This window comes from Rhodoferax sp. BAB1 (assembly GCF_013334205.1).
Lineage (GTDB): Bacteria > Pseudomonadota > Gammaproteobacteria > Burkholderiales > Burkholderiaceae_C > Hylemonella.
In genome coordinates this window covers 1093829-1114947 of the sequence record NZ_CP054424.1, presented here as the reverse complement: position 1 = coordinate 1114947, position 21119 = coordinate 1093829, and the positions used below count along the sequence as shown (strand labels likewise).

Here is a 21119-nt window from a genome sequence, read left to right as displayed (position 1 = left end):
CTCAGTCCCGGCTCAGAACTTGTGAAGAAATCGTAGCGAGCGGCCTGAGCGCAAGGCGGACGGAGCGCAGGAACCGGAACGTACTTCCTGTACGTGAGGATTCCGACAACGCAGTTGCGGCGAGGCTCACTTTCGCACAGCGAAAGTTAAGCGCAGCGGCCGGAGCCAACACCGCCCAACGCAGCGATCAGGTCGCGCAGTAGATTTATCCACAAGTTCTCAGTGTTTCGGCGCGCCGCTGGCCTTAGCCGCCGCATCGAAGCCGCCCTTGGCCTTCCACTCGCTCATGCCGCCCTGCAGGATGCGCACGTTCTCGTAACCCGCCAGGCGCAGCGCCAGGCCGGCCTGGGCCGACAGCGTGCCCTGGTTGCAGTAGATCAGCACCGGCTTGTCCTTGGGGATCTCGTTGCGCTTGGCCAGCACCTGGCGCCACTCGATATTGACTGCACCGGGGATGTGACCCTTGTCGAACTGGCCTTTGTCGCGCGCGTCGATGACAAAGAACTTCTTCCAGTCGTCTTTCGGGATCTGCTCGGGAAAGATGGTGGCGCCGCCGTAGTCGACGAATTCGAAGTAGCCCTCCATGGCGTCGATGACGGCCTTGTCGTTGGCATGGGCCGGCAGACTGGCAACACCAGCGGACAGCGCAAGCAGGGAGATGGTCAGCAGTTTTTTCATGGTTTTCATTCCTTCAATGTGAATTGGTTCAGGCGGGGTTGAGCCGCGGATGGGTTTCTTCGCCCCACCACCAGAGCAGCGCACCGGATGCGAGCATGGACAAGGCGACGAACCAGAAGGCGCCCTCCATGTGGCCGGTGAAATGCGCCACCGCGCCCAGGCCCAGCGCGCCGATGCCATAGCCCAGGTCGCGCCAGAAGCGGTAGATGCCGATGGCCGAGCCGCGCCAGTTGGGGTGCGAGATGTCGGCCACGGCCGCGGAGAGGTTGGGGTACAGCAGCGCCATACCCAAACCCGACACCGCCGCCGACAGCGACCACCAGGCCACGCCCGAGCCCAGCAGCATCATGGCCACGCCGGCGCCGCATATCCACATGCCGGCCACGTTGGGGAGATGGCGGCCGATGCGGTCCGACAGCTTGCCGGTGAAGAGCTGCGAGCCGCCCCACACAAAACCGTAGACGCCGATGACCCAGCCCACCTGCGGCAGGCTCAGGCCCTGCTGGTAAAGGAACACCGGGTAGAACACCCAGATCAGCGCGTCGACGAATTTCTCCACCAGGCCGGCCTGGCACAGCGCGGCCAGGCGACGGTCGCGCCAGCTCATCAGCGCGAACATGTCCCAGGTCGTCGGCTTGCCCGGCACGTGCGCGGGATAACGCGGCACCGGGCCGGTGGCCTGGCCGGTGGCCTGGCCGGCGGCATGGCGCGCGCCCTCGGCCTTGGCCCAGGGCAGCGTTTCCTTGACGAAGAACTGCGTCAGCAGCAGCGCCGCGACGATCACCACCAGACCGAAGATCAGCAGGCCCTGGCGCGGGCCGAAAGCCGTGGCCATGTAGGCGGTGACGATGCCGGCAATGGCCACGCCCACGTAACCGGCGAACTCGTTGAGGCCGATGGTCAGGCCGCGCTGGTCGGGCCGCGTGATGTCGAGCTTGGAGGTCTGCGTCATGGACCAGGCAAAACCCTGGTTCATGCCCAGCAGCACGGTGGCTGCCACGATCCAGCCCCAGCTCGGCGCCCACAGGATCATGAAGGGGATGGGCAGCGCGCTGAGCCAGCCGATCAGCAGCACGCGCTTGCGCCCGATGTTTTCCGACAGGCGGCCGGCCACGAAGTTGAGCGTGCCCTTGACGAAGCCGAAGGCCACGACAAAGGAGATCAGCAGCATGAAGGAGCCCTTGGGCACACCGAACTCGGCGCTGGCCAGCGCCGGCACCACGGTACGCATCATGCCGATGGTCAGGCCGACCAGCAGCACCTGCAGCAGTTGGTGGACGAATTGCGCCAGGTTGTGGCGGATGCCGTGCAGATAGTCCTGCACCTCGTGGCGGGCGATGCTGAGTTCACTCATGGGCTGCTCCTCAGGCCTGCACCGTGCGCAGCAGCACACGCTGGGCCAGCCAGGCGCCCAGCACCATGGCGACCACGACGAGCAGGCTGGAGACGGACAAGGTGGCCACGCCGGCCATGCCCTGGCCGATGGTGCAGCCCATGGCCAGGATGCCGCCCAGGGCCATCAGCACAGCGCCGGCCAGGTTGCGCAGCATCTGCGCGCCCGTGGGCAGGCCCCAGGCAAACTGGCGCGCCAGCACCGCACTGGCGAAGGCGCCGATGAAAACACCCAGCACCGAGGCCGAACCGAACTTCAGCGGGAAACCCAGGCGCTCCATCGCAAGGTAACGCAGCAGGTCCTGCGCCGGCGCCACGAAGGCCAGGGAACTGAGCACCGGTGTTTCGAACTCGTCGGCACCGGCAATGCTCACGTACCAGCTCGCCGCTACCAGCAACCCGACCAGCGCGCCCGCCAGCGGCAGGCGCCAGCCCCACCAGACCGACTGGCGCGGTGCGCGCAGCAGAAACAGCACGATCGCACTGCCCAGGAGCAGCGTGATCAGCCAGGCCGGCAAACCACCCAGCAGAACCGGCAGCGACGCGGCCGGCAGTTGCACGGCCGGGCCGCTCAGCACTTCACGCACCGGGGCCAGCACGCCTTCCAGGCTGGCCATGATGGCCAGCACGAAGACCAGCCAGCTCAGCAAGGCCGCGCCCTGCCCCTGCGCGGCGCGCACGATCAGGCGGCTCGGGCAGCCGCCGGCCAGCATCATGCCGGTGCCGAACAGGACACCGCCGACCAGCAGGCCCAGCAGCGGGATGCCGGCGCGCAGATAAGGCGTGCCGGACAGATCGACCAGGCCGAAGCCAGCCAACAGCTGCGTGCCCAGCAGGGTCACGAGCACGGCCAGCAGAAAAGCGCGCAGGCGCGCCTGGTCCTTGCCCTCGAAGGCATCGGCCAGCGCGGCGCGCGCGCAGAAGCTGCTGCGCTGAAGAACGACGCCGAGCAGCACGCCCAACCCCAGCCCGCCCCATAGGGGCAGGTTCACAGAACCTGTTTCCAAATCTTTACTCCGATGAATGCTTGTAGTGCGCCCGTTCAGGCCGCGATGTTGGCCGCGACCATGCGGTCCATGTCGGCCGGGCGCGGCGGGATCTCGCGCGTGAGTTCGGCAATGAAGTCCTCACGGCTCATGGACAGCGCCGGGTTCCAGCGTTTCTCGAAGCCGATGGTGGACGAGGGTTTACCAGACAGGCCGACGCCGCAGGCGCTGCCGGCCTGGTGGCCGGGATAGATCTCCAGGTCGGCCGGCAGGCCCATGAGCTTGGCCTGCAGCGAATCGTAGAGCTGGCCCGCCATCTCGCGCTCCCGGCCCGCCAGGTCCGGGCGGCCGACGGCGCCGACGAAGAGCGTGTCGCCCGTCACCACGAACCAGGGCGCGCCACCGCGGCGCAGGTCGGTCACCAGCAGGCAGACGCTGTCGGCCGTGTGGCCCGGCGTGTGCAGCACTTCCACCTGCACATTGCCCAGGTCCAGCTTCTGGCCGTCGCGCAGCGGCATGTAGTCGAATTTCACGAAGTCCTTGTCAGACTCGTGCAGGCAATAGGGCGCACCCAGCATCTGGGCCAGCTTGCGCCCGCCGGAGTAGTGGTCGGCGTGGACGTGGGTGTCGATCACGTGCGTGATCGACACCCCGGCCTTTTTCGCCTCATCGATGAACCATTGCTCATCACCCGCCACGACGTCCACGGCCACCGCCTTGGCGACCGTTGCGCACCCGAAGAAATAGGACAGCGACGCTTCCTTGGTCGCCAGTTGCTTGAAAAACATGTCTCTCTCCTAGGATCAATCTCGTCAGAAAACCAGTACCTTGTCGGCCTCGACCGTCCAGTCGGCCAGCTCCTTGAGGGTGGAGCGTTTCGTGCCAGCGGCCAGATCGCCATCTTTCATGCCGCGCGCATCCATGCAGGTGCCGCACAGGCCCACTTCGCCATTGCGCGCCACCTTGCCCAGCATCAACTCCACGTTGTAATAACCCTCGGGCAGCTTCTGCCCGGCGCGAGCGCAGGCCACGGCATCGGCCAGCAGGAAGACACGCACCTGCTGGCCTTCGCGGCCCGCCAGCGTACCGGCCAGGCGCAGCGCGTTGTAGGCGCGCTCGCTGCCGTAGGGGGCTTCATTGAGGATGAACAGGGTTGATGCCATGGCACAGCTCCTTCCTTGAATCGGGGACTCAGCCGCGTTCCAGCGGCAAACCGGCGGCCTGCCACTCGGCCACGCCGTCCAGAATCTTGCGCACGCGGTAGCCCTTGCCGGCCAGCAGCTTCTGCGCTTCGTCCGACAGCAGGCAGAAGGGCCCGCGGCAATAGGCCACGATCTCGCGGCCCTTGGGCAGCTCGGCCAGGCGCCGCTCGATCTCGGCCACCGGCATGGAGCGCGCATGCGGCAGGTGCGCCACGTCGTACTCTTCCTGCGGCCGCACGTCGATCACGATGACCTCGCCGCGTTTGGCCTGGGCCAGCAGATCGGCACGGCCCATCTGCGCCAGCTTGTCGGGCTGGGCCACCATCTTCTGCAGCGCCAGCTGCAACTCCACCAAGTGTTCTTCCGCCACCAGGCGCAGCGTCACCCAGAGCTGGGCCACGTCTTCGCCGCTCAGGCGGTAGACCATGTACTTGCCTTCGCGCCGGTGCTCCACCAGGCGCGCGGCCTTCAAGGCCTTCAGGTGGGCGCTGGCCAGCTTGACGTCGATGCTCAACTCGGTCGCCAGCACCTCCACCGTCTTCTCGCCCTGGGCCAGCAACTCCAGCAGCTCCAGCCGCTTGGGGCTGGACACCGCCTTGCCGATGCGGGCCACCTGTTCGTAGAGCAGATCCTTGAGTTCGCGTTTTTTCATACGCACATTCTAACGTTTATTCGAATGATAAATCCAGACCCGCCAGATCTGCATCACGCCGTGCGCCCCACCTCCCCCGGCGAGCCCGCAAAAAAAAGGCCCCTCACAGAGGGGCCAAGTCGGGGAGCACACTGAGATTTACTTCGGCAGCACCACGCTGTCGATCACATGGATCACGCCGTTGTCGGTCACGATGTCGGTCTTCACCACATTGGCGTTGTCGACCTTGACACCGCCCATGGTGCTGACGGTGAGTTCGGAGCCCTGCACCGTCTTGACCTTGCCGGCCTTCACGTTGGCGGCCATCACCTTGCCCGGCACCACGTGGTAGGTCAGCACCTTGGTCAGCGCGGCCTTGTCCTTGAGCAGGGCGTCGAGCTGGGCCTTGGGGATCTTGGCAAAGGCTTCGTCGGTGGGGGCGAAGACCGTGAACGGGCCCGGGCCCTTGAGCGTGTCGACCAGGCCGGCAGCCTGAACGGCGGCCACCAGGGTCTTGAAGGAACCGGCGGAGACGGCGGTGTCGACGATGTCGGCGGCATTGGCGCTCAGCGCGCCCAGGCCCAGCACAGAGGCAATCAGCAATTTCTTCATCTTCAGCTCCATAGTTTGGTGAGACGGGTTGGATCCCCGGAAAGGGGTACGTTCCGGGGAACGCAGACGAATAATAACCAATTGGTATTATTTGATACTGATCGGTATAATAACAAACCAGTCAGTGTGGATATAGTCCATCCAGGCCTGACCACGACCCCAAACAAGCACCATGAGCCCCACCGCCCTGAAGTCACCCCCACCCGCAGCCAAGCGCAGCTTTCGCGAGCAGATGCACCTGGCGCGCGAAGACGCCATCGTCGAGGCGGTCAATCGCCTGCTCGCGGAAAAGGGGTTCGACGCCATGACGGTGGATGCGGTTGCGGCCGAGGTCGGCATTGCCAAGGCCAGCCTCTACCGCCACTTCCCCAGCAAGGAGGACCTGGCCGCCGCCGCCATGGTGCGTGTGCTGGAGCGCGCGCTGGCGCATATCGAAGGACTCGATCCCACGCAGACACCGCTGCAGCGTCTGCAGGCGGTGGCGCGCTGGACGCTGCAGACGCAGCTGGCCGGCGCCATGCCCACCCTGCCCAGCGCCAACTCCAGCCTGCGCGCTGCGCTCATGAGCCACCAGGGCTATCTGGACCGCCTGATGGAAGTCAGCGACAGGCTGGGTGCCTGGATCGAGGCGGCCCAGGCCGACGGCAGCCTGGACCGCGGCCTGCCCTCGGTGGTGGTGCTCTACACCCTCTATGCGCGGGCCTGCGACCCGGTGCTGGGTTTCCTCAAGAGCACGGGCCAGTTCGATGACGAGCAGATCATCGACATGGTGCTGCGCACCTGCTTCCAGGGCCTGAGCGCACGCTGAAGCTCAGCGCGGCCCGAGCTGCTGGTCCAGCCGCTGCTGCAATTCGGACTCGATGCGATCGCGGTAGGCGCTGAGCAGAAAACCCAGGCGGGCCTCAAGCTCGAACGCCCCGGCGCTCACCAGCAGACGGCCGCTGAGCCCGGGACGCGCGAAGGAAATGCTCTCCTGATGCTCGCCACTTTCCTGCGTGCACTGCAGGCCATAGGCCTGCTCGGCCTGCACCCGCCAGCCCTGCGCCAGCCGGCGTGCGCCCTCCCAGCCCAGCTGGTGCGCGCGGTGGATTTGCAATTGCGCCATGCCTCCTCCTCTTCTGGCAAGAAGGATACAAGCGGCTGGCGACCCGGCAGACTTGTGGGGACTTGCCGCGAGGGGTGTTCAGTGCGTGATCACCACCAGCACGCTGCAGGGTGCGTGCTCGATCAGGGCCTTGGAGACGGAGCCCTGCCACCAGCGCGCCGCCCAGCCGTCCAGATGCCTGTGCCCCACCACGATCAGGTCGGCCCCGATGCGGCTGGCGGTGCGGGCCAGTTCGCGCACCGGGTCCCCTTTCACCACTTCGCCGCGGGCGCTCATGCCCGCCTCCTTCAGCCGGCGCAAACCGGCGTCGAGGATGGCCTGGTAACGCTGCTTTTCGCTTTCTTCCAGGGAGTCGTCATACACACCGCCCTCGGGCCCCATGGTGACGATGGGCAGCGGCATCACGGCGATGAGCGTCAGCTCGGCCTGGCTCCACTGCGCGATTTCGCGGCTGTCCAGCAGGGCCTGCTGACCGGGCGCAGAACCGTCGTACGCAAGCAGGATTCGTTTGTACATGCTGCACCTCCGGGTGTAGGGTGAAACCACTCAACTCAGGCCGCTTAAATTCTAGGCACTTTTGCCGGGGCCACCAGCACCAGGGCCGTTCAGTTCGCTATCGTCTGGGCCACCGGCAGGCGCACCTGGTTGTCGGTGCTGAACTGGTAGTCCTCGAACACATGCTGCGCGCTGAGCAGCTGGTAGCTGCCGTCGGCGTGGCGCAGGCTGGTGTCCTTCAGGCGCCAGGCCAGCTGGCCGCAGGTCCAGATGTCGAAGTTGCGCATGTGGGTGCACAGGCAGGTCTTGTCCCACACCTTGACCTTGCGCTCACCGGGATGGGCCGCCACTTCGCGGTTGTAGGCGTCGATGTAGGCGCACTTGCCCTTGGCGTCCAGCAGGTAGCCGTAGGCCTCGCAGTTCGGGCGGATGCCGTCGCCGATGCCCGGGCTGCCCTTGATCATGCGCATGGGGTAACCGGTGGGCGAGATCTCGTTGACCTCGATGTCCTCTTCATTGGCCTTGAAGTATTCCTGCTTGATGTCGTCGGGCAGGCCGCATTCGCGCGTGACGGTGAAGCGCGTGGCCACCTGCACGCCGGCCGCGCCCATCTCCAGGAAACGCACCGCGTCGCTGCCGGTGAAGATGCCGCCCGCGGGGATGACGGGGATGCTGAGCTGCTCCTGCTTCAGGTAGGCCAGGATCTCGGCCACGATGGTGGCCAGGTCGTACTGGGCCCAGTCCATGCCAAAGCCCAGGTGGCCGCCGGCCAGCGGGCCTTCCACCACCACGTAGTCGGGCAGGCGGTCCAGGCGGCTGTTCTTTTTCAGGAAGAGCTGCAGGGCGCGCAGCGAAGAGACGATGATGCCCAGCTTGGCATCACGAAAACGCGGGTTGCCCTCGATCAGCGCGAAGGAACCCAGGTGCAGGCCGGCCGCCAGGGTGATGCCGTCGATGCCCGCGTCCAGCGCGCTGTTCATGCGCACGCTGAGCGTTTCCCTGGGCGCGTTCATCGTGAGCTTTTCCATGCAGTTAATGAAGACCTGGCCGCCGCCGGTCTTGCGCTCCATGGTCTTGCCCACGTGCAGGCGCGTGGCCTCGGCCAGGTCCCCCAGGTCGAACTTCACGGCCGACTTGTCGGCTGATTCGACGTTGTACTGGTACAGGGCCTGCTTGGCCTTGACGAACTTGGTCTTGTAACGGCGGTCACTCACCGTCTTGACCATGGCATCGGAAATATGGCCCACCCCGCCCAGGCGGGCCGCCTCCAGCGCCAGGTCGGCCGAGGAGATGTCCACCCCCATGCCACCGATCATGAGGGGCACCAGCTCCTGCTGGCCCATGCGCAAACGGAAATCATCCAGGCGTTTCATCGTCAGCTTCTGTGTCTTGTGTAAGTCAACCCAACCAGGCCGGCGCCACAGGCGCCAGCCCCCTGTGGGTGATTATGGTCCGCTTGCCCGCGCCCGGGTAGCCAAGCGGTGCACGAACCCAGGGGAATTGGGGAATTGCTGATCTAACGCAGAGTCTGCCGCCGGCACAGGCGCACAATGGCCCATCGCTGCAGCCGCGCAGCCCTTGGGCCAGCAACGGCCCCCTCCCCCCGCCTACTCACCATCCCATGCTCAGCTTCCTGCCATCCCTCGTCAAGGGTATCCTCGCCTCCCTGCTGTTGGGGATCAACACGCTGTTCTGGTGCGCGCTGCTGTTTGCGCTGGCCCTGCTCAAGCTGGTGCTGCCCTTCCAGGCCGTGCGCCAGGCCATCGACCCGGCACTCAACGCGATCGCCACCGCCTGGATCGCCTGCAACAGCGGCTGGATGCGGCTCACGCAAAAAACCAGCTGGGATGTGCAGGGTGTGGCCGAACTGCCCTACCAGGGCTGGTACCTGGTGAACTGCAACCACCAGTCCTGGGTGGACATCTTCGTGCTGCAGCACGTGATGAACCGGCGCATCCCCATGCTCAAGTTCTTCCTGAAGCAGCAGCTCATCTACGTGCCGGTGATCGGCCTGGCCTGGTGGGCGCTGGACTTCCCCTTCATGCGCCGGCACGGCAAGGCCGCCCTGCGCAAGAACCCGGACCTGCGCCGGCAGGACCGCGAGACCACCCGCCGCGCCTGCCAGAAGTTCGCCCGCGTGCCCACCAGCGTGATGAACTTTGCCGAAGGCACGCGTTTCACGCCGGCCAAGCACCAGGCCTCGGGCTCGCCCTACCGCCACCTGCTCAAGCCCAAGGCCGGCGCCCTGGCGCTGGCGCTCAACGCCATGGGCGACCAGTTCCACGCCATGATCGACGTGACCATCGTCTACCCCGCCGGCGCCCCCACCTTCTGGCAGTTCCTCTGCGGCCGCACGCCCAGGGTGATCGTGCGTGCGCGGCAACTGCCGATCCCGGCCGAGTTCGGCACGGGGGATTACGAGGACGACCCGGAATTTCGCGGCCAGTTCCACCGCTGGCTGGCTGGCATCTGGGAGGAGAAGGACGCGCAGATCAACGTGCTGCTGCGCGGCTGATCCGTCGATAGTCCTGCAATCATCCCGCTGAATTGCGGGCAGCGTGGCCACATGCCAATGGATAAGGCAAGGCCTGCGCCTTAACTCGTCAGAAATCGAAAATCTACGGGCACGATCTGCCTTAGTGACATACTTATGCTGGCAATAGAGCGTCCCGTCACATAAAAGACGCCAAATCACAACGACACGATTCAGCGGCCAGTTCCATGTGCTGCGTCGCGTCACATGGGGAGGTCAACATGGACAGCACTTACTTCATTGCATGGTGGGGAGCTATCGTTGCCACTACCGTCCTGATCTGGGATGTGGTCAAGTGGGCACGAAGCACAGCGATTGTTCGGTTAGTTGTTCGAGCCAATACTTGGTACCCAGACAGTGAAGTAGTCCGGGAAAAATCCACCGAGCATGGCGTCTCGCAAGAACTTAAGTCATATCTCCATATCGAGCTATCTAACGTTGGGAGTATGCCAACGACGATCATGGGCATCGAGGCCCAGAAAGCATTGAAGAAAGGTACCGTATCGCAGTCAGGACCAACCTTCGTACCGCACTATGGAAACAAATTGCCTTACGTTCTGCGGCCAGGTGAAGTATGGAGTTGCCGAGCCGACCAAGAGGTCCTATTTGGTCTACCAGGTCAGGCTCCTCTGGAACTCTTCGTATATCTGTCACACAAAGCGAAGCCCGTGCGGAAAAGGATTCCTACCCCAACAAACAAAACAAGACCTGACCACATGACCTAACCCCTGCCCATGCCCATGGGGACTCCTGGAATAGCCATGCTCCTCTCCCGTATCCAACAAGATCTTTTTGACTTTACCGGCAAGGATCCGGAAGACTTCGCTGGCCTTGTCGAGTTTTGGTATCAGGCGAATAGCAATGCACTTTCCGCGGCACTTACTGCACAGCCGGGGCTGAGCCTAATAGTCAACGTGTCCGAGTTTCAAACATTCGAGAGTCTTTCCAAACGGCTCTTCTTGCTTGCAGACACGTTGATCATTAGAGACACCCGGGAATGGAATTCAGAAAGTTCGCAGTATCAAGACATTCCCATTCCCGTTTCTGGATATAAACCAGGCTATATCGACGAGGTCATTGACAAACTGAAGGACTTAAAGCCATCAGCGCTAACACTTTTTCAAAAGCCGGCAATGTATTGGACCAGTACACACAAGAAGCTTAACAATGGTTACGACGCTGCGTATGTCGGAGGAGCATGGAATCTCATTCCTCCACAGTTTGTCAGTTGGATTGCGGGTAAGGGCCGCACGTACATGGAGACTGGGAATGTAGTGTATGCGCCGTTCATTCCTCCCCTGGAAATGGAGCTGCAATTTCTAAACGAAGGTGTGTCTTTGCCAGACTACTTCAATGCGATGCCATTTTTTCACCAACGCTACGAATGGCTCAGTGGTGAACAGACTCATGCGCTGCTATCTCTCAACATTCCGTTTCTCGATGGCTTGGACATCCAGGATATCTCTCGAGTCAAGACAGAACATCAGGATGAGTTCAGATCGTTCAGTCGTGCGATGCTCGAATCAGTCTCTAGCGTCAAGGCTGCGCTGGGTACCGAGGGGTTCGTTGCCGAAGCGCGCCACATCCAGAGAGATCTTGTAGATGCAGCCTTGGCCGACGTTGGAAAAACCATAGTGAAGATCAAAAGGTCTCAAGCCCTGAGAAGGGCAGGACTGCTGACCGGTCTCATTGGACTGAACGGCGCCGCACTCTTGGGCGCTCCCGACGCGACGATGGTCGCAAGCCTTGGCTCAAGTGGAGCTGCTCTAGTTCTCGAAAAGCTCGCCCAGCTGAAAGATGAGGGAGAACTCAAGGAGAAAAATGGCTATTTCTTGTGGAAACTCCAACAAGCTTCGGGGCAATAAGCGTAGCGTTTGCGAAAGAAGCAAAACAGAATTCTTCCGCACTGCATGCGCCTGAGGCACCCCGGTGTTGAACGTCTGCTTATGCCGCCACGACTATCCGTAATGAGTCGAAATAGACTCGGGACTATCGAACGACTGAGCATGACGGACGAATGCTCAACTCAGCAATCCCGCCAGCAGCTTCGCCACATGCAGCGCCTCGCGCTGCGCACCGTCGGCAATCTGATGCCGGCAGCTCGTACCATCATCCACCACGATGACATCTGCCCTGGCGCGCACGGCCGGCAGCAGCGCCGCCTAGGTCATCTGCATGGAGACCTCGTAGTGCTCGGCCTCGTAGCCGAAGTGCCGGCCATGCCGTAGCGACTGGACTCGATGCGCTCGGGCCTAGCGCCAGGGAACAAGCCTAGCAGTTCCATCACGGGCATGACGGCGGCAAGGCCTCGTAACTAGCGGCCCAGCTTGCTCGAACCCCATTGCTCGAGTTGTCTCTTGTCATGCGCGCCTTCCGCTTCGATGGAATCTTCGGGCAGCTGCTTGAGGCATTCCTCCAGGGCCGCGGGATCGGGTTTTTCGCTGGGCACAGGAACAGTACGAACTTGTGGCGATTTGCCGTCCCACATGAACGGATTGCGGAACGCCGGTGGGTCGGGCAGGCAGTCGTTTTTGTACAGGGGCGGACCGTCTGAATCGAAGGGTTGGAACGAAATCGTTTTCTCGAAGATCAGGGTCTTTCCGGTCGGGGTCGGGGGAAGCGGGGGCATGTTTTCGATGGCCTTGCGCGCGAGATTTTCGGCCACCTGCGAGGTCGTCCACAAGGTTTCCAGTCGTGCCAAGGTCCCGTCGGGGGCTATTTCAATCCGGAACCGGACGATGCCCTGGTCCGGCCCTTCGATGGCCCTGCCCATCATGCTTCGGACTTGCTGCCCCCAGGTGTACCGGTAGCGCTTGCTGTTTTTCAAGGTGTAGTTCGCTGCGAGGGCCCACTCTTGCGCTGTCGGTGCGGGGGGTGCATCCATGAACGCCGGCTGACGGTCCACAGCAGGCAGGGCCACCGCAGTTTTCTGGGGAGCCTGGATCCTGGAAACGGGTGTTGGGTCAGGTGCCGGGCCCGGGCTTGGGTCGGGGGGCGTTGAAAGCGTTTTCTGCGGTGATGCTGGCGTCACTTCGAGAAAAACGACTTCCTCCTCAGCCTTCGGGGCTTCGGGCTTGCTGATGAATCTGCCCAGGAAATTGCCTGCAAAAACAATCAGCAGCGCATGCAGGGCCACGGACAGGAAAACAGCGACGAAATGGTTGTATCTGTGAATTTGCATGAGGCGCCCGGGCCATCGTACAAGGTAGTGATCGTGTCTGACCGCTTTCCCAGCTGCGCCGGCTCAAGAGGTCTCTCAGGAATGCTCGCGAGGCTGGCCGTTGGCCGACGATCCCCCATCAGACCCTCCTTGGACCGAAGCGCATTTTCGCCTGGGGTCGACAGCCGCCAATCCAGCGAACCTTGCCGGATCAAACTCGCTAAGCCAACTGCCCCGCCAGCAACTTCGCCACATGCACCGCCTCGCGCTGCGCACCATCGGCGATCTGATGGCGGCAACTGGTGCCGTCGGCCACCACGATCGCGTCCGCTTTGGCCCGCACGGCCGGCAGCAGATTGGCTTCGGCCATCTGCATGGACACCTCGTAGTGCTCGGCCTCGTAGCCGAAGCTGCCGGCCATGCCGCAGCAGCTGGACTCGATGAGTTCCGGTTTTGCGCCGGGGATCAGTGAGAGCACTTCCATCACGGGCGTGACGGCGGCAAAGGCCTTCTGGTGGCAGTGGCCGTGCAGCAGCACGGGCTGGCTCACGGGTTTGAGTTTGGCCTTGAAGGCTTCGAGCTGGCCGGCCTTGGCTTCACGCGCGAGGAACTCCTCGAACAGCAGCGCGCTCTTGGCAATCTGTAACGCGCCCTCGCCCAGGCCCATGACCAGCAGCTCGTCGCGCAGCGTCAAGAGGCAGCTCGGCTCCAGGCCGACGATGGCAATGCCTTTTTCGGCGAAGGGCAAGAGGCTGTCCACCACCTCACGCGCTTTCACCTTGGCCTGGTCGACCATGCCGGCCGAGAGGAAGGTGCGACCGCAGCAGAGATGCTTGCCGTCCTGCTGCACCTTGCTCGCCACGTGCACGGCGTACCCCGCGGCCTGCAGCACCAACAGGGCGGCGTGGGCATTTTCCGATTCGAAATAGCCGTTGAAGGTGTCGACGAAAAGCACAACGGGTTTCGTCGCCGCCAGCACTTCTTCACGCGTGGCGCTCTGCACCGGCGTGTTGAAGAAGTGCCGGCTCTTCCACTGCGGCAGGCTGCGTTTGGCCGAGAAGCCGAAGAGCTTTTCGCTGAACTGGGCCATGAGTGGCAGCTTGTCGCGCAGGTTCAACACAGGGGCGATCTTCGCGGCGTGGCGCGCGTAGTCGGGCAGCTGGCCGACGAGTTTGTCTTTCAGCGTGTGGCCGTGCTTGGTCTTGTAGTGCTGCAGGAACTCGACCTTGAGCTTGGCCATGTCCACGCCCGTGGGGCAATCGCGTTTGCAACCCTTGCAACTAACACAGAGGTCCATCGCCTCGCGCACGACTTCGCTGGTCAAGGCATCCTTGCCGTCCAGGCCCTCGATCTGGCCGCTGAGCGCCAGGCGCAGGGTGTTGGCGCGGCCGCGGGTGAGGTGCTGTTCGTCGCGCGTGACGCGGTAGCTCGGGCACATGGTGCCGGCGTCGAACTTGCGGCAGTGGCCGTTGTTGTTGCACATCTCCACGGCCTTGGCCAGGCCCAGCGCCGGGTCGCCGCCGGTGCCGGGGGCGGTGGTTTCTCCAGTCACCGGGTCGGCCTGCACGTTCCAGGCGCTCCAGTCCAGCGCGGGCTGGATGGGCACGACGCGGTACGAAGGCGGGAAGCGCATCAGCGTGGTGTCGTCCATCTTGGGTGGATCGATCAAACGCTGGGGGCTCAGCAGGTTGGACGGGTCCAGGTATTCCTTGATCTGCGTGAAGGCCTGGGTGAGGCGCGGGCCGAACTGCCATTCGATCCACTCGCCGCGGCACAGGCCGTCGCCGTGTTCGCCGCTATAGGCGCCCTTGTACTTGCGCACCAGTTCGCTGGCCTCTTCGGCAATGGCGCGCATCTTCTTCGCACCGTCGCGGCGCATGTCCAGGATGGGGCGCACGTGCAGCGTGCCGACCGAGGCGTGGGCGTACCAGGTGCCGCGGCTGCCGTATTTGCGGAAGACCTCGGTGAGCGCGTTGGTGTATTCGGCCAGGTGCACCAGGGGCACGGCGCAGTCTTCGATGAAGCTCACGGGCTTGCCGTCGCCGCGCAAGCTCATCATGATGTTGAGGCCGGCCTTGCGCACTTCCCACAGGTTCTTCTGCGGGGCATCGTCGATCATCTCCACCACGCTGCCGGGCAGGCCCAGCTCGCCCATCAGGTCCACCAGTTCCCTGATCTTGGGCGCGATGTCGGCCTTGCTGGCGCCCGAGAACTCCACCAGCAGCACGGCCTCAGGCTTGCCGTTGTTGATGGCGGGCGCGAGCGCGGTTCGGATGGTGGGGGCGAAGGCCGGGTTCTGCAGCGAGAGCTCGATCATGGTGCGGTCGACCAGCTCCACCGCCGTCAGCGCCCCGCCCGACATGTTGTGGCCCAGCTTGACGATGTGCTGGGCGCTGTCCATGGCCTGATAGAAGGTGGGGAAGTTCACCACGCCCAGCACCTTGGCACGCGGCAGTTCGCTTAAGCGCAGGCAGAGCGAGCGCGTGAGCGCCAGCGTGCCTTCGCTGCCCACCAGCAGGTGGGCCAGGTTGACCGAGCCGTCCGTGGTGTAGGGCTTCTCGTTCTGGTTGTGGAAGATGTCCAGGTTGTAGCCGGCCACGCGGCGCAAGACCTTGGGCCAGCGCGCTTCGATCTCGTCGCGGTGCAGGCCGGCCAGGCCGCGCACGTAGTCGCCGATCTGGCGCGCGCGACCGCTGGCCTGGTCGTAGCGGCCGAAGTTCAGCAGCTCGCCGTCGGCCAGCCAGGCCTGGGCGCCGATGACGTTGTGCACCATATTGCCGTAGGCGATGGAGCGGCTGCCGCAGGAGTTGTTGCCGGCCATGCCGCCCAGGGTGGCCTGCGCGCTGGTGGAGACGTCCACCGGGTACCAGAGGCCGTGTTTTTTCAGGTCGGCGTTCAGGTGGTCCAGCACCAGGCCGGGCTCCACACGCGCAGTGCGCTGCTCGACGTTGACGTCGAGGATCTTGCGCATGTGTTTGCTGTGGTCGATGACCAGGCCCGCGCCGACAGTCTGGCCGCACTGGCTGGTGCCGCCGCCGCGCGGCACGATGGGCACCTTGAGGTCACGGCAGATGTCCAGCGCCAGGCGCACGTCGGCCGCCTCGCGCGGCAGGAACACACCCACCGGCATGGCCTGGTAGATGGAGGCGTCGGTGGCGTAGCGGCCGCGGTCGGCCGGGCTGAACAGCACCTCGCCCCGGGTTTCGGCGCGCAGGCGCGCGGCCAGGCGGCCGGCCACTTCATTGCTGAGACGGGAGACGGCCTCGTAGGTCCTGGAAGCTTGCGTCACGTTGGCGGGCAGAGGGGCGTTCATATCTGTACTCAATTTTTCGCGTTCACGGTCTGGGCCGTACGCATTTGCTCGACCACCACGTCGCGCTTGTGGCCCAGGTGGGCCACCAGTTCGGCACGCAGGGCAGCACCGTCTCGTTTTTGCAGGGCCTCGATCATGCGGTCGTGTTCCTGCATGGCACGGGTCCATTTTTCGCCGTCCTGGTTGGAGCGGAAGCGCAGGGCCTGCAGGCGGGCATTGACCTGCTGGTAGGTGGCGGTGAGCACCGGGTTGCGGGCGGCACTGTTGATGGCGCGGTGGATGGCGGCGTTGAGCCGGTAGTAGGCAGAGAGGTCGCGCCGGGTGTAGGCGGCTTTCATCTCGTAGTGCATGGCCTCGATCTCGGCCAGTTCCTCGGGGGTGATGCGCTGCGCCGCCAGCTCGCCTGACAGGCCTTCCAGCCCGGCCATGACCTCGAAGGTGTTGAGGATGTCGTCCTCGCCCAGCTCCACGGCAATGGCGCCGCGGTTGGGCAGCAGCTCCACCAGGCCCTCGGCAGCCAGGGTCTTGATGGCTTCGCGCAGCGGCGTGCGCGAGACCTTCATCTGCTCGCAGAGTTCGCGCTCGTTGAGCTTGGCGCCGGGCGCGATCTGGCCCTCCACCAGCAGCTGGCGCAGGCGCTGGGTGACCTGCCCGTGCAGGGCGGTCGGCATGGTCAGGATTTCAGCCATGGATATGCTTTGTATTCAAAAAAATCTTGATTTCAAGCGATTTTAGGGTCTTTCTGGTTGACAAACAAATTTTGTATGCAAAAAATGGGTGGATTCCTTATTCATTATTTGCCATGCTGACCACCGATTTCCACCCCACCGGCCGCCACTTCCTGCAGATTCCGGGCCCCTCACCCGTGCCTGACCGCGTGCTGCGCGCCATGAGCCTGCCCACCATCGACCACCGCGGCCCCGAATTCGGCGCCCTGGGCCTGAAGGTGCTGGCCGACATGCAGAAGATCTTCCAGACCAAGCACCCGGTGGTCATCTACCCGGCCTCGGGCACCGGCGCCTGGGAAGCTGCGCTCTCCAACACGCTGTCGCCCGGCGACCACGTGCTGATGTACGAAACCGGCCACTTCGCCTTCCTCTGGAATCGCCTGGCCACGCGCCTGGGCCTGAAGGCCGAGGTCATCGCCCACCCGGGCACCGACAACGGCGTGCCCGCGAGCTGGCGCCGGGGTGTGCAGGCCGACCTGATCGAGCAGCGCCTGAAGGCCGACACGCAGCACAGCATCAAGGCCGTGTGCGTGGTGCACAACGAAACCTCCACCGGCGCGACCAGCAATATCGCCGCGGTGCGCAAGGCCATCGATGCGGCCAAGCACCCGGCCCTGCTGCTGGTCGACACCATCTCGGGCCTGGCCTCGGCCGACTACCGCCACGACGAGTGGGGCGTGGACGTCTCCATCAGCGGTTCGCAGAAGGGCCTGATGCTGCCGCCCGGCATGAGCTTCAACGCCGTCTCGCCCAAGGCCATCGAGGCCAGCAAAACCGCGAAGCTGCCGCGCAGCTTCTGGGCCTGGGACGAGATCATCGAGATGAACAAGACGGGTTACTGGCCCTACACGCCCAACACCAACCTCCTGTACGGCCTGAGCGAATCGGCCGACATGATCCTGGGCCAGGGCCTGGACGTGGTCTTCGCACGCCACCAGCGCTGGGCCGCCGGCGTGCGCGCCGCGGTGAACGCCTGGGGCCTGCCCATCCAGTGTGCCGACGCCAGCGTGCACTCGCCCATCCTGACCGGTGTGATGACACCCGAAGGCGTGGACGCCGACGCCATCCGCAAGATCATCTACGAGCGCTTCGACTGCTCGCTGGGCACGGGCCTGGGCAAGATCAAGGGCCGCATGTTCCGCATCGGCCACCTGGGTGACAGCAACGACCTGACGCTGATCGGCACCGTGGCCGCCTGCGAAATGGGCCTGAAGCTCGGCGGCGTCAAGCTGGCCGGCTCGGGTGTGCAGGCCATCATGGACTACTACGCCGGCCACCCGGCCGCGCTGCCGCAGCGCAAGGCAGCGTAATCCTGTTTTTTGATTGGGTGCCGCGCGGAGTCCGCCGCGCAGTGTGCCCTGTGTGTGAGTGACGGACGACCCATAAAGAGGAGACAAGCATGACCACCGATACCCGCAAGACCCCGGGCGCGCGCGCGCGCCTCCATGCCATCGCGGCTGCTGCCGTGCTGGGCGCCACCGCCCTGCTCGGCGTCACGCCGGCGCTGGCACAGATCGAGCTCAAGCTTGGCCACGTGGGCGAGCCCGGCTCGATGTTCCAGAAGAGCGCGGACGAGTTCGCCCGCCGCGCCAACGCCAAGCTGGCCGGCAAGGCCAAGATCGTGGTCTACGGCTCCAGCCAGCTCGGCGGCGACAAGGAGATGGTGCAGAAGCTCAAGCTGGGCACCATCGACATGGCCCTGCCCTCCACGGTGATGTCCTCCGAGGTCGACCTGATCGGCATGTTCGAGATGCCCTACATCGTCAAGGACCGCGCCCACATGAGCCGCATCGAGCGCGACGTGTTCTGGCCCGGTATCGCCCCGGCCATCGAGAAAAAGGGCCTGAAGGTGCTGGCCGTGTGGGAAAACGGCGTGCGCCACATCACCAACAACAAGCGTCCGATCAAGGGCCCGGACGACCTCAAGGGCATCAAGCTGCGCGTGCCCGAGGGCAAGTGGCGCGTGAAGATGTTCCAGGACTACGGCGCCAACCCCAGCCCCATGAAGTTCTCCGAACTGTTCACCGCGCTGCAGACCGGCGTGATGGACGGCCAGGAAAACCCCTTCACCCAGATCTACTCGGCCAAGCTGCATGAAGTGCAGAAGTACCTCTCGCTCTCCGGCCACGTCTACACGCCGGCCTACCTGACCGTGGGCACGCGCCGCTACAACGGCCTGCCGGAAGACGTGCGCCAGGTGCTGGAGGCGACGGCCAGGGAAACCCAGGCCTATGTCTACGAGACGGCGGCCAAGGACGAGACCGATCTGCTGGCCAAGCTCAAGCAGAGCGGCATCCAGGTCAACGAGGTCGACAAGGACGCCTTCATCGCGGCCAGCAAGGCCATCTACGAAGAGTTCGGCAAGGAAGTCGCCGGCGCCAAGGCGCTGATCGACAAGTCCGTGGCCCTGGGCAAATAAGAAGGTACGACGGACATGCACGACAACGTTAAGCAGATGGGCGGCGGCGCCCTGGACCGTTTCCGACAGCGCTACGGCCTGGTCCTGGAATGGGTGGTGATGTTCCTCATGGTGGCCCTGGCCGTCGAGGTGACGCTGGGCATCGTCTTCCGCACCCTGGGCCAGTCCCTGGTGTGGTACGACGAGGTGGCTTCGGTGCTGCTGGCCTGGCTGACCTTCTACGGTTCGGCCCTGGCCTCGGTCAAGCGCGGCCACATCGGCTGCCCCGAGGTGGTTGACCAGCTGCCGCCGCAGGCCAAGTACTGGGTCAACGTCTTCAGCCAGGTGCTGGTGCTGGCCTTCTTCGCCCTGCTGGGCTGGGTGGGCCTGTCCATCCTGCCCATCCTGGCGACCGATGCGCTGGTCAGCCTGCCCTGGGTGCCGATGAGTTTCGTGCAGTCCGTCATCCCTGTCTCCTCGGTCCTGATCCTGCTGGCCGAGACGCTCAACCTGGTCGACCTGCTGCGCCACCAGGGCGCCGCGGCCGACCCGCTGGCCGAAGGCCTGCACTGAACCGCCGAGGAAAAAAGAACCATGTCCACCATGCTCATCCTCTTCGGTGCCGTGCTGCTGCTGGTGCTGATCAACGTGCCCATCGCGGTGTCGCTGGGTATCGTTGCCGTCATCGCCATGCTGACCAGCCACGGGCTCGATTCCCTGCCCAATATGGCGCTGGTGATCTACAACGGCGCCACCAACTTCCCGCTGCTGGCGATCCCGCTGTTCATCCTGGCCGGCGCCATCATGAACGCCTCGGGCATCTCGCAGCGCCTGATCGCCTTTGCCTCGGCCATCTTCGGCTGGGTGCGCGGCGGCCTGGCCCACGTGTCCATCGGCGCCTCGCTGTTTTTTGCCGAGATCTCGGGATCCGCCGTGGCCGACGTGGCCGCGCTGGGCTCCATCCTGATCCCCGGCATGAAAAAGAAGGGTTACCCCGGCCCCTACGCCGCGGCGGCCATGTCCTCGGCCGCCACGCTGGCGGTGATCATCCCGCCCTCCATCCCCATGATCCTGTACGCGGTGATGGCCGAGACCTCGGTGGTGCAGATGTTCGTGGCCGGCGTGGTGCCCGGGCTCATCGGCGCGGCCGGGCTGATGGCCATGGCCAGCTTCCTGGCACGACGCTACAACCTGCCGCGTGACGAGCGCTTCTCCATGCGACGCGTGCTGCAGACCGGCCGCGAGGCACTGTGGGCCTTTGCCCTGCCCATCATCATCCTGGGCGGCATCTTCGGCGGCGTCGTGACCGCCACCGAGGGCGCCGCGCTGGCGGTGGTTGCCGCACTCTTCGTCGGCCTGGTGATCTACCGCGAGCTGGACCTCAAGCACCTGCGCGCCGCCGTCATGGAGGGCGGTTCGCAGACCGCCGTGGTCATGCTGCTGGTGGCCACCAGCGCCCTGCTGGGCACCTACCTGACCGAAGTGCAGGCGCCGCAGGCGCTGGCGCAAGCGGTGTCGGACTTCACCTCCAACAAGTGGGTGGTGCTGGCCCTGCTCAACGTGCTCTTCCTCTTCCTGGGCATGTTCCTGCACTCGGCGGCGGCCATCATCCTGGTGATCCCCATCGTCATGCCGCTGGTGCGTGCGGTGGGCATCGATCCGGTGCACTTCGGCCTGATCGTCACCATCAACCTGGGCATCGGCCAGCAGACGCCGCCCGTGGCCAGCGTGCTGATGGTGGCCAGCTCGATCGCCAAGGCCTCGGTCTGGGAAGTGACGCGCGTGAACGTCTGGTTCATCGGTGTGCTGTTTGCCGTGCTGATGCTGGTGACCTATGTGCCTTTCGTCGGCCTGGGTCTGGTTGAATACTTCTACCGTTGAGGTAA

At 64.3% G+C, this 21119-nt stretch carries 21 protein-coding genes, 1 other RNA gene and 1 pseudogene; 8 read left to right on the top strand and 15 right to left on the bottom strand.

The window, feature by feature from the left end; genetic code table 11:
* Nucleotides 1–9 precede the first annotated feature (9 nt).
* The 8 genes from HTY51_RS05470 to HTY51_RS05435 all read right to left on the bottom strand — a co-directional run bounded on the left by HTY51_RS05470 (nt 10) and on the right by HTY51_RS05435 (nt 5501).
* A non-coding RNA gene (locus HTY51_RS05470) (sX9 sRNA) lies at nt 10–95 on the bottom strand.
* A gap of 124 nt (nt 96–219) precedes the next feature.
* Nucleotides 220–678 carry a rhodanese-like domain-containing protein gene (locus HTY51_RS05465; protein WP_217448246.1) on the bottom strand — a complete coding sequence of 153 codons (459 nt, stop codon included), beginning with the start codon at nt 676–678 and terminating at the stop codon, nt 220–222.
* Nucleotides 679–706: 28 nt separating this feature from the next.
* On the bottom strand, nt 707–2032 hold the full coding sequence (locus HTY51_RS05460; RefSeq protein ID WP_174251786.1) for an MFS transporter: 1326 nt from the start codon (nt 2030–2032) through the stop codon (nt 707–709).
* Nucleotides 2033–2042: 10 nt separating this feature from the next.
* Entirely contained in the window at nt 2043–3077 is a 1035-nt protein-coding gene (locus HTY51_RS05455) for a YeeE/YedE family protein (RefSeq protein WP_174251785.1), read from the bottom strand.
* Nucleotides 3078–3112: 35 nt separating this feature from the next.
* Complete coding sequence (locus HTY51_RS05450; protein WP_174251784.1) at nt 3113–3844, bottom strand: MBL fold metallo-hydrolase; 732 nt, start codon at nt 3842–3844, stop codon at nt 3113–3115.
* A gap of 24 nt (nt 3845–3868) precedes the next feature.
* The gene (locus HTY51_RS05445) at nt 3869–4219 is read right to left on the bottom strand and encodes a DsrE/DsrF/TusD sulfur relay family protein (protein ID WP_174251783.1); all 351 of its coding nucleotides are present in this window, start codon (nt 4217–4219) and stop codon (nt 3869–3871) included.
* Between the two features lie 28 nt (nt 4220–4247).
* Nucleotides 4248–4910: a metalloregulator ArsR/SmtB family transcription factor gene (locus HTY51_RS05440; protein ID WP_174251782.1), complete on the bottom strand. Its 663-nt coding sequence runs from the start codon at nt 4908–4910 to the stop codon at nt 4248–4250.
* Nucleotides 4911–5048: 138 nt separating this feature from the next.
* A complete protein-coding gene (locus tag HTY51_RS05435) occupies nt 5049–5501 on the bottom strand; it encodes a fasciclin domain-containing protein (RefSeq protein ID WP_174251781.1) in 453 nt (150 codons plus the stop codon).
* A gap of 172 nt (nt 5502–5673) precedes the next feature.
* Between HTY51_RS05435 and HTY51_RS05430 the strand changes: the two genes are divergently transcribed.
* Complete coding sequence (locus tag HTY51_RS05430) at nt 5674–6309, top strand: TetR/AcrR family transcriptional regulator (protein WP_254606997.1); 636 nt, start codon at nt 5674–5676, stop codon at nt 6307–6309.
* A 3-nt stretch (nt 6310–6312) separates the two neighbouring features.
* Here HTY51_RS05430 and HTY51_RS05425 read toward each other — a convergent pair whose 3' ends face one another.
* From HTY51_RS05425 to HTY51_RS05415, 3 genes are all read right to left on the bottom strand, one after another.
* A complete protein-coding gene (locus HTY51_RS05425; RefSeq protein ID WP_174251780.1) occupies nt 6313–6606 on the bottom strand; it encodes a polyhydroxyalkanoic acid system family protein in 294 nt (97 codons plus the stop codon).
* 78 nt (nt 6607–6684) lie between these two features.
* Entirely contained in the window at nt 6685–7122 is a 438-nt protein-coding gene (locus HTY51_RS05420; RefSeq protein ID WP_174251779.1) for a universal stress protein, read from the bottom strand.
* A gap of 89 nt (nt 7123–7211) precedes the next feature.
* A complete protein-coding gene (locus HTY51_RS05415) occupies nt 7212–8474 on the bottom strand; it encodes a nitronate monooxygenase (RefSeq protein ID WP_174251778.1) in 1263 nt (420 codons plus the stop codon).
* A 248-nt stretch (nt 8475–8722) separates the two neighbouring features.
* Here HTY51_RS05415 and HTY51_RS05410 point away from each other — a divergent pair, with 248 nt between their 5' ends.
* The 3 genes from HTY51_RS05410 to HTY51_RS05400 all read left to right on the top strand — a co-directional run bounded on the left by HTY51_RS05410 (nt 8723) and on the right by HTY51_RS05400 (nt 11499).
* Nucleotides 8723–9616 carry an acyltransferase gene (locus HTY51_RS05410; protein WP_174251777.1) on the top strand — a complete coding sequence of 298 codons (894 nt, stop codon included), beginning with the start codon at nt 8723–8725 and terminating at the stop codon, nt 9614–9616.
* A 239-nt stretch (nt 9617–9855) separates the two neighbouring features.
* Nucleotides 9856–10359, top strand: a complete 504-nt coding sequence (locus HTY51_RS05405; RefSeq protein ID WP_174251776.1) for a hypothetical protein — start codon at nt 9856–9858, stop codon at nt 10357–10359.
* A 36-nt stretch (nt 10360–10395) separates the two neighbouring features.
* On the top strand, nt 10396–11499 hold the full coding sequence (locus HTY51_RS05400; RefSeq protein ID WP_174251775.1) for a hypothetical protein: 1104 nt from the start codon (nt 10396–10398) through the stop codon (nt 11497–11499).
* A gap of 156 nt (nt 11500–11655) precedes the next feature.
* Here the strand turns inward: HTY51_RS05400 and HTY51_RS18835 are convergent.
* The 4 genes and pseudogenes from HTY51_RS18835 to HTY51_RS05380 form a co-directional block, all read right to left on the bottom strand.
* Nucleotides 11656–11909, bottom strand: a pseudogene (locus HTY51_RS18835) (hypothetical protein); the annotation flags it as partial.
* Between the two features lie 39 nt (nt 11910–11948).
* Nucleotides 11949–12815 carry an energy transducer TonB gene (locus tag HTY51_RS05390; protein WP_254606996.1) on the bottom strand — a complete coding sequence of 289 codons (867 nt, stop codon included), beginning with the start codon at nt 12813–12815 and terminating at the stop codon, nt 11949–11951.
* A 199-nt stretch (nt 12816–13014) separates the two neighbouring features.
* The gene (locus tag HTY51_RS05385; protein ID WP_174251773.1) at nt 13015–16107 is read right to left on the bottom strand and encodes an FAD-binding and (Fe-S)-binding domain-containing protein; all 3093 of its coding nucleotides are present in this window, start codon (nt 16105–16107) and stop codon (nt 13015–13017) included.
* An 8-nt stretch (nt 16108–16115) separates the two neighbouring features.
* Nucleotides 16116–16796 (bottom strand): GntR family transcriptional regulator, encoded by a 681-nt coding sequence (locus tag HTY51_RS05380; protein WP_174251772.1) that lies wholly within the window; start codon nt 16794–16796, stop codon nt 16116–16118.
* A 113-nt stretch (nt 16797–16909) separates the two neighbouring features.
* Between HTY51_RS05380 and HTY51_RS05375 the strand changes: the two genes are divergently transcribed.
* The 4 genes from HTY51_RS05375 (at nt 16910) to HTY51_RS05360 (ending at nt 21114) form a co-directional block, all read left to right on the top strand.
* Nucleotides 16910–18145, top strand: coding sequence for an alanine--glyoxylate aminotransferase family protein (locus tag HTY51_RS05375; protein ID WP_174251771.1), 1236 nt, complete (start codon nt 16910–16912; stop codon nt 18143–18145).
* Nucleotides 18146–18234: 89 nt separating this feature from the next.
* Nucleotides 18235–19254, top strand: coding sequence for a TRAP transporter substrate-binding protein (locus tag HTY51_RS05370; RefSeq protein WP_174251770.1), 1020 nt, complete (start codon nt 18235–18237; stop codon nt 19252–19254).
* Between the two features lie 15 nt (nt 19255–19269).
* Nucleotides 19270–19806 carry a TRAP transporter small permease gene (locus tag HTY51_RS05365; protein WP_174251769.1) on the top strand — a complete coding sequence of 179 codons (537 nt, stop codon included), beginning with the start codon at nt 19270–19272 and terminating at the stop codon, nt 19804–19806.
* Nucleotides 19807–19827: 21 nt separating this feature from the next.
* Nucleotides 19828–21114: a TRAP transporter large permease gene (locus HTY51_RS05360; protein WP_174251768.1), complete on the top strand. Its 1287-nt coding sequence runs from the start codon at nt 19828–19830 to the stop codon at nt 21112–21114.
* The last annotated feature ends 5 nt before the right edge of the window (nt 21115–21119 follow it).